This window comes from Dyadobacter sp. UC 10, from assembly GCF_008369915.1.
In the GTDB taxonomy this organism is placed as follows: domain Bacteria; phylum Bacteroidota; class Bacteroidia; order Cytophagales; family Spirosomataceae; genus Dyadobacter.
Genome location: NZ_VSRN01000001.1, coordinates 4,655,315 through 4,666,553, shown reverse-complemented (window position 1 = coordinate 4,666,553; position 11,239 = coordinate 4,655,315). Strand labels below are relative to the sequence as shown.

Here is an 11,239-nt window from a genome sequence, read left to right as displayed (position 1 = left end):
CTCACCAAAAATCCTGCATTTGAATTCATCTCCCTGTTCGCGCAGGGAGTTTTTTGATTTAGGGCGATTTAGCTGTTTTCATATCGATTGGGTTATTGACATTGTTTTCCTGAAAATCTGAATTCCTTGCCACCGCCGCTCAGTTTCGCCTGCATCAAAACCGTCAATGCTTCCAGCGCTTTTTCTACCGGGTCGTTTCCTATCTGCGCGTAAATGCGGCAATCTGCAATCGCCTGATCCACTTCTATTTTTACTGCATACCTGCGTTCCAGCGCCGCAGCGACGTTTTTAAAGGATTCGTTTTTAAAATTCAAATGTCCGTTTTGCCAGGCCAGCACTTCGCTTTCTGCTATACTGGTCTTGGTTAAAGATTGATTTTCAGCAACATAATCTGCTTTGTCGCCTGCGAGGAGTAGCAGCTTTTCATTCCTTTTCCGCACATCCTGAACGGCCACTTTCCCTTCTGCGACTGAAACCTGCGCGGTATGGTTCTCAGGAAATGCATTGACATTGAACCGGGTACCAAGTACCTGGACCTGTACATGCCGGGTGCTCACCAGAAACGGCTTCCCCGCCTGGTGGCTCACGTCGAAATAAGCTTCACCCTGCAGCCAGACTTCCCGCGAATCTGCATTGAAATGGCCGGGATATTTGAAACGGCTGCCCGCATTGAGGGTAACCAGGGTACCGTCTTCCAGTTTCAGCTTTTTGATCTTTCCATAAGGCACCTGGATTTCTGTGAATTGAGATACCTGTTTTTGCCCGGAAAAAAGCTGCGTTTTGATTACTAAAAACCAGCCGAGACCCAGGGTGAGTGCGATAAGTGCTGCCACTCTGAAAACCGGCCAAAGACTTTTTGTCCCACGGTCGCGGCCTGCCTGGATGTGCTGACGCAGGCGGTTTGCAATATCTTCTTCTATCAGGTTTGCCTTATCGTGGGATAAAAGCTCACCTGGCTCGCGGTCCAGCTTCCGGTCATACGCTTCCAGCCAGCGGTTTTCCGCTTCGGAAGTTTCCCCGCGAAGATATTTTTTAACCAGGTTTCTGAAAGATTTTTTATCCATTTTTCGAGCTTCTACCATACAGTAAAGCAAACCGGAAAATCTCCCACGCGGTTTTTGAAAAAAAATAATATAAAAGTGAAATAATATTATTGAAACAAGAAAAAGAACAAGGTCAGCAAAGTCGATTTAATGAAATGGACTGCTTTAACAAGCTGATTCTGAACTGTTTTTTGGGTAATATGCAGCTTTTCAGCAATGTGTTGGGTAGATAACCCCTCGTCGTATCGGAGCTTGTAAATTTCTTTTCGCTTATCAGGCATTTCCCGGAGAATGGTATCATACTGGCTTACCAGTTCATTGAAACAAAGGGGTTCATCCGCATCAGACGAAACGGGCTCGGTTTTGTCCAGCCTGCGAAAGTATTTATCGCTTACTTTTTTACGGGCTATAAGGTTGTATATCTGGTACTTGACAGCGGTGAGCAGATAAGCTTTCAGGTTCTCTGCGCAAAAGGTATCCCGCTGGTCCCACAAGCCGGCAAACACATCCTGCACAATATCCTTTGCCTGATCTTCGTCCTGGATCCTGCGCATGGCAGCTTCAAAAAGCAAACGCCAGTATCTCCGGTAAATTTGGTCGAACGCGGCTTCCTCACGCTGGTTCAAAGCAAGGATCAGTTCCTGTTCGCTCAGTTGTTCCCAATTCATCTCCGCCAAGTAAAGTCAGCCATATTCATCCGCAGGTTGCTATGACCGGTATTTTCATACCTTTCACAATAAAGTTTAAGTATTTTATAAAATACTCCAATAGCGTCCACAATGCTATTTGCAAATATAATAACCTACAAATTATATAGACTATATCAACTTTAAAAAATCAAGAAAAGGCTTCCAGCCGGGATGTTCAGGCTCTGCGGCATTAATCAGGGGAAGTCAGGGATGTCAACGCTTTTTATTCAAACTATGCACCAGACGGCGGGATACTTTAACAATCGTGCCATGCTTGTGGCCTTCCGGGACGGTGATCTCCTTGCTTATATTTTCAAATTGCCGGAAATCTTTCGTCCGCACAGCCCCGTAAGTCTTATCGCGGTATTGATCAAAATAAATGAGCCAGCTATCTTTTACCTTCACTACGCTTGGGCCTTCGGTTAAAAATCCGGTGAAAGGAGCAGACACATTTTGATACGGGCCCAGTACCTGGCTGGCTTCGGCCACTTTGATGTTTCGGTTGGGCCTGGTATTGTCTTTCAAAACAAGTGTGTAGGCATTTTTGTCCTTCTTTACGATCACCGCGTCGATCACACTAAAACCCGGATCCAGAAAAAGCGCTGCTTTCGAAAAAGTTTTAAAGTCGGTCGTGGTCGTATAATACATCCGATGGTTATTTTTTTCGTCCTCCTCTCCTCTCGGAAATTTGAACGGGATCGTCGACGCCCAGATAATGATATAGCGCTTTTGTTCATCGTCATAGAAAATTTCCGGCGCCCATACGTTCACTACCTCCGCCTCATGTTCCATTACAGGAATAAATTGCTGCGGCGACCATTTGACCAAATCCTTTGAAGAAGCGTAACCAAACCCCTTATCCCCTTTCCAGTTGGTTCTCCAAACCAGATGGAAAACCCCGTCGGGCCCCTGCACGATGGACGGATCGCGCATCAGTTTGCCACCCACTTCCGGTTTCAGATAAGGCCCGCCTGCATCTGCCCAGTTGTAACCGTCGCTGCTCGACAGCAGATACAGTCCATCGGTAGCCGGCTCGCGAAAGGAGGTGAACACGTATGCATCGCGACTACATCCTGAACAAATGGAGAAAACCGCGATCAGCAAGGGAAGGATTTTGCGTGTTTCTATAAAATGTTTAAAATATTTCATCATCATAAAGGTATCAGGCTTAAAAACTTTGGTAATAACCTTCCGGCGGTGATTTCTACTTTAAAAAATGAAAGGAATGCGGTGAGAAAATCAAAGGATGTAATAAATGACATGAAGTAAAAATCAAATATCATGCAACAGCCCGGCGGAAAAATACCGGGCTGTTGCATGAGCTGAACTAAGGCGCCAGTGCAATACGGATCGCCTGCTCAACCGGTGAATACCCGCTGTCGGAGCCCGCAATTGTCAACTGGTCTTTTAAAACCAATGGAGGCTGCGCCATAAACTTGGGATGAGTACCGCGATGCGCCTGCGCGGCGTGAACAAGAAATGGGTGGCAAAGGTAAACAGTGCCAGCCGGGCCAGTTGCCAGTGTTTCCTCTCTCGCCGGCAGCGAATCGAGCCGTGAAGCTACGTCCATAAAGGTTAATCCACGATAACCCTCAGGCTCTAAAATCCGTGCAATATCCAGGTGAGAGCCAATTCTGATGCGTGTAGGGGCATCGTTTTCAGCCACATCGGAGTACAAAAATAACATGAGCAGGCCCCGCCCCTTTGAAAATACATTGATACGCCAATCAAAAAAGCTCCCCGGATCGTCCCCGGCGAAGCTCGCGTCAACATGCCAGCCGTCGTCGCCAGGTTGTTCGTTTGAAGGAAACCTGACCGGAAATGTGCCCATACTGAGCTGTGGAAACCATTTCCCGGCACCTACCAGCTGATCGAATGCACTGATCAGTATTTCTGTGTTGGCCGATTTACGGAATGGTTCCTGGGCGTACATGCCCAGTCGGATTACCGGCTTTGTCCAGGTAGCCGGATCATTGGGGTCGCAGCCCAGTTCCTGCCACAAAATAGCCCTGGCCTCAGCGGCGAGTTCGCTTGAAAATGCGTTTTCAAGTTTAATAAAGCCTTCATTTATAAATGCTTCGATCTGATTTTGATTGAATGGTCCTTCCATGACATGATGGTTTATAGGAAGCCGAAAGAGCCCCGGAGTGTGGCGCGTTGCGGATCCTGGTTGTATAAAAAATAAGAAAGGGGATAACTGCTGCTCAATAGAAAAAGCAGGCTGTCGAAATATCGACGGAAGGAGCTATTATAATGTTGGAGTCATTCTCATGACTGCTAAAATAATCGGTATGCGTTAAAATCCCTTGCTGATGGAAAAAAATTTCCGCCAACCACAAGTTCTTTTCCAGGAAAAAATCAACTTGCTCCATTCCTTGATCTGGCAAAAAATTACAATTAATGCCGAAATAATACTTTTTCTGTTTCATTCATCGCGGATGGCAACGTTCCCGGTAACGTCTGCATAAAAAAATGCGGGGCTTCCATTGGTGATCTTCCGAATTGGCTTCAAATTAACTGTCGGCATCACAGTTAATACATGCCGGATCCCGGAATAGTAACATTCATTTCGCGCGTCTTCTAACCTGATGAAGTTTCAAACCGTACCTGACAAAATGCTTTTGCACCTGCTGTATGAAGGTGATGCAAATGCTTTTCGGGAGATTTATCAGCGGTTCTGGAAAAAGATGTATCTGATGGCGCTCAGTAAGATCAGCGACAGCGAGATCGTGGAGAGTATTGTGCAGGACGTTTTTCTGAAACTCTGGGAGCGCCGCGCCACCGCCCAGGTCGAAAATCTGGAAGCTTACCTGATCAGCGCGGTTAAATATGCGTGTATCAACCACATCAAGTCGGGCCTGGTGCATGAGAAATATGTAAGCTATGCATTTGCCGGGCATTCGGATCGCTTTTGCAGCACCGACGAACAGTTGAATGCCGAGGAACTGATGGTCAACATTGAAGAGCGGCTGCGCCGGTTTCCGGAAAAGGCTCAACGTGTATTCAGGCTGAACAAACTGGAAAACAAATCGACCAAAGAAATTTCCAGCCAAATGAATATACCGCAGCGGACTGTGGAGCATCATATTCAGCTCGTTGTCAAGGCCTTGCGCTTTTACTTAAAAGATTATTTTTAACCCCATAATCCGAGCTCTTTCCGTTCTCGTTTCTTTCCAAAAAATGCCCGCGCGAATACATGGACAAGATATACTTCATTGTATTTAAGCAAGAACTTCTGCAACAAACAAACTCTTTAATGGTATTTTATGAATATTAATTAAAAAGTTTTGCGGAAATGATGCTGCTCGCTGACTACTGTGCAAAGAATAACTTTGGCCAGCATGAGCAGGGAGCGTTTCGCCGCATTGATTGAAAAATACCAGGAAGGGACTTGTACCGACGAGGAAAAAAAGCTCGTGGAGTATTGGTTTGCTTTACTGGAAAGTGAAGTCGGAGAGAAGGTTTCGGGCAAGCAGCTCGATGATGCGAATGACCGGATGTGGTCGCAGCTGCAGCAGCGGGCCGGACTTGAAATCTCTGGTGATACCAAAGTCCGATACCCTGTTTTTAAATGGTTAAGTATTGCGGCCTCCCTGATTTTTGCCTGTTGGTTTCTCGCCGGCAAAATTTACAAAACCGAACAGCTGCCGGTTTCAGGCTGGATCGAGAGACGAAATGATGGTACCATGCCGGTTTTGATCCTGCTCGAAGACAGCAGTACCGTCGAACTCTCACCCGGAAGTAAGCTTCGGTACCCGGCACATTTTGAAGAACAACAACGCGTTGTCCTGCTTGAAGGAAAAGGCTTTTTCGATATTCATAAAAACCCGGCAAAACCATTCTACGTGCATTCGGGCAAAATGGTTACCCGCGTGCTGGGGACAAGTTTTTATGTAGATAATCTGAAAACTGCGGGCAAAACGAAAGTAGAAGTGGTAACGGGCCTGGTGCAGGTTTACACCCAGGCGGAGCCCCAGATGGAGCCCCAGGCAAAAAAAGCCCCCAATCAACTCCTTCGGCCAAACCATACTGCCACTTTCGATCCTGAATCGCGAACATTTGCATTAGGTCTGGCTGTCGAGCCGAAATTACTGAATGCCAAAGTTTCCTTTCAGTTCAAAAATGCGCGGCTTTACGAGGTATCACAACAATTAACACAGGCCTGGGGCATTCGCGTGGAGGGCGCAAATAAGCAGATCCTCAATTGCCCGATTACCGCCAACCTGAGCGGACAACCGCTTTTTACTCAGCTTGACATCATCTGCGCAGCCCTCAATGCCCGCTATACCATCAGGGGAAACACGATTCTTATCTCCGGCCCCGGCTGCAAATCTTCTTTCAGCAAAAAACAACTAAACAGACCTCCTATGCAGACATAGCCGCGAAAAAAAACGCTGGCCATGCGGCAAACATGGACCAGCGCCAGCAATTCTCATTTTATCAAATGTCCATTTAATAAAACATTTAAAGGTATGAAAAAACCAGAACCTTTACTTTCAAGCCTCTCCGGGCAGAATTTGTGGCGAAAACTGGTAACAGCTTTCGTGCTGATTCTGCTGGTAGCAGGTTACACAACGGTGTCAAAAGCTGACAACGAATATCAGCAGGAAGTGATGTCCCGGCTGGTGACGCTGAGGGTGCAGAACCAGCGATTTGAAAAAGTGATCAATACCATTGAAAAACAAACGAAGGCACGCATTGTTTACAGCTCCGAACGGGTAGATGTAGCGCGGAACGTGTCGCTCGACGTCACCAAAAAACGCCTTGACGATGTACTGGAAGATTTACTTTCGCCATTGAACCTGACTTACAGAATGGTAGGCGGGCAGATCGTGCTCGAAAACCTGCCGCAGGCCGAATCGTCCATTACACCAAAAATGGTGGCCGACCGCACGATCACGGGTGTTTTGACCGATGAAAAAAACGCGACGCTGCCAGGTGTGAGCGTGGTTTTGAAAGGAACCAACCGCGGTACCAGCACCGACGAAAATGGCAAATACAGCCTGCTCGTGCCGGACGATGCGCAGGCGGTACTTACATTTTCATTTGTGGGCTACCAGAGTCAGGACGTTGTGCTGGGTAACCAGACTTCAATCAATATTACATTGAAACCGGACATTGGCGCACTGGAAGAAGTAGTCGTGATCGGTTATGGGGCAGTTCGCAAGAGAGACCTGACCGGCTCGGTTGTCCAGCTGAAAAGCGAACAACTGAAAGAAGTACCTTCCAACAATGTACTCGATGCAGTGCAGGGGAAAATTGCCGGTGCCGACATTACCCGCAGCAGCGGGCAGGCTGGCGCGGGCGTAAACATTACCATTCGCGGTAACCGTTCGATCGGCGGAAACAACTCCCCGCTCATTATCGTCGACGGGGTACAGTACGGCGATCTGGCGGATATTAATTCCAATGACATTGAATCGATGGAAGTGTTGAAAGATGCTTCTTCTATCGCCATTTACGGTTCAAGAGGCGCCAACGGGGTTATTCTGATTACCACCAAAAAAGGAAAATCGGGTCGCCCGGATATTTCTTTCAACTCCTATGCCGGCGTTTCGCAGGTGACGATGTATCCCAAAGCGATGGATATCAATGGTTTTCGCGATTTTAAAAGAGAAGCGTGGCGGGCTGCCGGGGTGTGGAACAGTCCTGCCGACGATCCGGCGATTTTTACCAATGTAGCCGAATACGAAGCCTTGCAAAAAGGCCAGTGGACTGATTATCAGGAAGAATTGCTTCACCCTGGTTTTCAGCAGAATTACCAGCTCGGCTTCCGCGGTGGTTCCGATAAGCTGAAATCGTACGTTTCCGTCGATTATTTCAATGAAAGAGGCGTGCTGAAACTGGATGAAATGAAACGCTACACGGCCCGTCTGAATGTGGATTATACCCTGACAGATTGGGCGAAGATCGGTTTGCAGAGCCAGCTCACCTATTATAACCAAAGCGTGCGCCGCGACCCTCTGAACCAGGCGAACAAGATCAGTCCGCTTGGCTCGCTGTACGATGAGCAGGGCAACTTCGCTTTTCTGATGCTCGACGGCCAGACTGCGAATCCATTGTCCGACGAACAGCCAAATGTTTTTAAAAACAACATCCTGACCAACCGGATTCTTACAAACGGTTATGTGGAAATCACGCCGCTGAAAGGTTTGACTTTCCGCAGCACGCTGGGCGTGAACCTTTCCAATTCACGAAATGGCGCGTACTCCTCTCCCAAATCCATCGACCGCTCGCTGACCGGCAAGTCGCTGGCTACCTATAACATTTCCAACGGCCGCACCATCAACTGGGAAAACGTGGTGACGTACCAGAAAACGCTTGGTCTCCATGCTTTTACGCTCACGGGAATCGGAAGTACGCTTTCGACCAAATCGGACAATGCGTCGGCTTCGGGCGTGAACCAGCTGCTCCCATCGCAGCTTTTTTACGCGCTGGGGAGCGCGACCGAGGAGATCAAGATCAACTCTGCGTATTCGCAAAACAACCTCGTTTCGTTTGCGGCGCGTTTGAATTACGGTTTTAAAGAACGATACCTGTTCACATTAACTGCCCGCCGCGACGGTTCTTCTAAACTGGCAACCGGCAACAAATGGACGTTTTTCCCCTCTGCTGCATTTGCCTGGCGTCTGATCGACGAGGATTTTATGAAAAATGTGAAAGTGCTGAGCGACCTGAAACTCCGCGTCAGCTACGGTATTGCAGGAAACGACCCTTCCGGTCCCTATGCGACACAGACAACGTTGACACGCATTGCATTCGGATTTGACGAAGTGGCTTATCCTGCCTACACTTTTTCAAGAAACGTCGGCAACACCCTGCTGGGCTGGGAATTGTCGGCTACACAGAATCTGGGGGTCGATTTCGGGCTTTTCAACAGCCGGATCAATGCTTCGGTCGATTACTATGATACCCGCACATCCGACCTGCTGCTGGATCGCGGCCTGCCTCCTACTACGGGCGTAACCACTGTAAAACAGAACATTGGAAAAACCCGAAACCGGGGAATCGAGTTGGTTTTATCGACGACCAATGTGCGTACGAACGACTTTACCTGGTCATCCAACCTGACGTTTACCAGAAACCGCGAGCAGATCACCGAGCTGGTGACCGAGGGTAATGATATCGGAAACGGCTGGTTTATCGGACATCCGATCAATGTTTTTTACGATTATGAAAAACTGGGTATCTGGCAGACTTCCGAGGCCGAGGCCGCAAAGGCTGTTTCGCCTACGCAGTTGCCGGGTGAGATTAAAGTAAAAGATCAGAATGGTGATGGCAAAATTGATGCGGTCAATGACAGGATCATTTTGGGAACGCCCCGCCCGAGATGGAGCGGCGGTTTTGATAATACGGTTAAATACAAAGGCTTTGATCTGAATGTCATGATTTTTGCAAGAATTGGTGCGATGATCAATTCTGATCGCTATGCAAGATTTGACCAGCAGGGAGTCGGAAACAGCACAGCCGGCCTGGACTACTGGAGGCCCGAAAACCCGACCAATGCATATCCGCGCCCCAACAAAAATGCCGGTTTGAAATACCTTTCGACATTGGGTTACCAGGATGGATCCTACGCCCGCATTCGTAACGTGACGCTCGGCTATAACCTGCCTGTCAGCAACCTGAACTGGAAAGTGATCCGCGGCCTGCGTGTGTATGCAACGGCCAAAAACCTGGCGACATTCACCAGGCTGAACTACGACCCGGAACGCGGCGGCTCGGAAAACTTCCCGATGACGAAGCTTTTTGTCTTTGGATTGAATGTGAACCTGTAACCCTAAAACTGTAACAAGATGAACTCATTGATCAGGAAAGCAGGCATATGGACGATTTCCCTGCTGGCATTCAGCTCCTGCGAGGATGCCCTTGAAGAATATAACCCCTCCGGACTGACCGCCGAGACGGTTTATACAACACCGGAAGGTTTTGAAACACTGGTAAATGCAGCCTATTCGTACCAGAGATGGTGGTATGGAAAAGAAGAAGGCTACAACATTGCTGAAACGGGAACGGACATCTGGACGAGCGGCGCCGGCGAAGTGTACCGTGATTTAACCCAATACCTGAACCTGCAAGGCAGTAATGCTGCCTTAACGAACGAATGGCGGGAGCTATATGCAGCCGTCAATCTTTGCAACGGAGGTATCAATCGCATTGAAGGCGCTGGCTTGCCGGCGGCGATACGTCCGGTGCGCGAGGGAGAACTTCGCTTTTTGCGCGCATTCTATTACTGGCATATTGTCGAAACCTGGGGAGGCGTGCATTTCACGACGGACGAAACGGGCGGGATTGTCACCACGGCCAACAAAACGCCGGTGGAGACTTTCTACAACCAGATTTTTGAAGATCTGAAAACTGCGGTAGCAAACCTGCCGGCTACGCAGCCGCAATACGGACGCGTTACAAAAGGTGCTGCGCAGGCGTTTCTGGCGAGAATGTACCTTACCCGCGGCATGAACAAAGAGGCGCTGGATATGGCGGAGGCTGTTTTGAATGGAAATTACGGTTACCAGCTCGAAAGCAATTTTGCCAACCTGTGGAATATGGGCAACCTGAAATCGAAGGAAGTGATTTATACGGTTGATTACGCTGCGAATCTGGCGCTGAACGATCTGTCAAACTCGACCTTTAATCCATATGGTCATGGTCGCGGCAGCAACAATGCACATTTATTGTTTTTGATGAAATACGACGACCGTCCGGGTATGATCAGGGATTTGCCGAACGGCCGGCCATTCAACCGCTATATGCCGACCCGGTTCCTGCTGGACCTGTTTTCAGAAAACGACGCGCGTTACGAAAGTAGTTTTATGGAAACCTGGTACGCCAACTCGGCAACACTTCCAGCCGGTATTGCAAAAGGTGACACGGCGGTGTATGTTACGAGGAAAAACATTCCGGACGCTATTGAAAATTCGAAAAAATACCAGACTTACGACCGCGACGATGTTTACATGGCAGATGGTTTGGTAAAAGACAACCTGCGCTACCCTACACTTTCCAAGTTTATGGATCCGACGCGCGCAAGTCTGAACGAGGCGCAGAGTGCACGGGACGTGTTCGTGATCCGTCTGGCGGAAGTGTACCTGATCGCTGCGGAAGCACAATTGCAACTGGGTAATAAGGCGGAGGCAGCCAGACACATCAATATAATCCGTACGAGGGCTGCAAAGCCGGGCAAGGCAGCGGCCATGCAGATCACAGCCGCGGACGTCACCCTCGACTTCATTCTCGACGAACGCGCGCGGGAGCTGGCAGGCGAGCAGCTGCGCTGGTTTGACCTGAAAAGAACCGGGAAACTCGTGGAGCGCGTCAAAAAGTACGCTCCCGATAACGCGATCAACATTCAGGAACACCACGTACTACGCCCCATTCCGCAAACGCAGCTGGATGCAGTTGTGAACAAGGCAGAATTTAAACAGAATGAAGGTTATCAGTAGGTATTCTCTACCTTGTCACCCTGAGCGCAGTTTTTACCTTTGTGTCCCTGAGCGCAGCGGCTGC

At 48.7% G+C, this 11,239-nt stretch carries 8 protein-coding genes; 4 read left to right on the top strand and 4 right to left on the bottom strand.

The features are described 5' to 3' along the window. Window positions 1–92: 92 nt before the first annotated feature. The 4 genes from FXO21_RS19320 to FXO21_RS19305 all read right to left on the bottom strand — a co-directional run bounded on the left by FXO21_RS19320 (window position 93) and on the right by FXO21_RS19305 (window position 3,842). The gene (locus tag FXO21_RS19320; RefSeq protein ID WP_192579257.1) at window positions 93–1,064 is read right to left on the bottom strand and encodes a FecR family protein; all 972 of its coding nucleotides are present in this window, start codon (window positions 1,062–1,064) and stop codon (window positions 93–95) included. Window positions 1,065–1,150: 86 nt separating this feature from the next. Beyond that, a complete protein-coding gene (locus FXO21_RS19315; RefSeq protein ID WP_149641623.1) occupies window positions 1,151–1,711 on the bottom strand; it encodes an RNA polymerase sigma-70 factor in 561 nt (186 codons plus the stop codon). Window positions 1,712–1,945: 234 nt separating this feature from the next. Continuing rightward, window positions 1,946–2,887: a glycoside hydrolase family 43 protein gene (locus tag FXO21_RS19310; RefSeq protein ID WP_225865758.1), complete on the bottom strand. Its 942-nt coding sequence runs from the start codon at window positions 2,885–2,887 to the stop codon at window positions 1,946–1,948. 172 nt (window positions 2,888–3,059) lie between these two features. Continuing rightward, window positions 3,060–3,842, bottom strand: coding sequence for a phytanoyl-CoA dioxygenase family protein (locus FXO21_RS19305; RefSeq protein WP_149641622.1), 783 nt, complete (start codon window positions 3,840–3,842; stop codon window positions 3,060–3,062). 478 nt (window positions 3,843–4,320) lie between these two features. Here FXO21_RS19305 and FXO21_RS19300 point away from each other — a divergent pair, with 478 nt between their 5' ends. The 4 genes from FXO21_RS19300 to FXO21_RS19285 all read left to right on the top strand — a co-directional run bounded on the left by FXO21_RS19300 (window position 4,321) and on the right by FXO21_RS19285 (window position 11,175). After that, window positions 4,321–4,869 carry an RNA polymerase sigma-70 factor gene (locus FXO21_RS19300; RefSeq protein WP_149641621.1) on the top strand — a complete coding sequence of 183 codons (549 nt, stop codon included), beginning with the start codon at window positions 4,321–4,323 and terminating at the stop codon, window positions 4,867–4,869. Window positions 4,870–5,073: 204 nt separating this feature from the next. Beyond that, a complete protein-coding gene (locus FXO21_RS19295) occupies window positions 5,074–6,111 on the top strand; it encodes a FecR family protein (protein ID WP_149641620.1) in 1,038 nt (345 codons plus the stop codon). Window positions 6,112–6,204: 93 nt separating this feature from the next. Continuing rightward, window positions 6,205–9,510 (top strand): TonB-dependent receptor, encoded by a 3,306-nt coding sequence (locus FXO21_RS19290; protein WP_149641619.1) that lies wholly within the window; start codon window positions 6,205–6,207, stop codon window positions 9,508–9,510. Between the two features lie 18 nt (window positions 9,511–9,528). After that, a complete protein-coding gene (locus FXO21_RS19285) occupies window positions 9,529–11,175 on the top strand; it encodes a RagB/SusD family nutrient uptake outer membrane protein (protein ID WP_149641618.1) in 1,647 nt (548 codons plus the stop codon). Window positions 11,176–11,239: the final 64 nt, after the last annotated feature.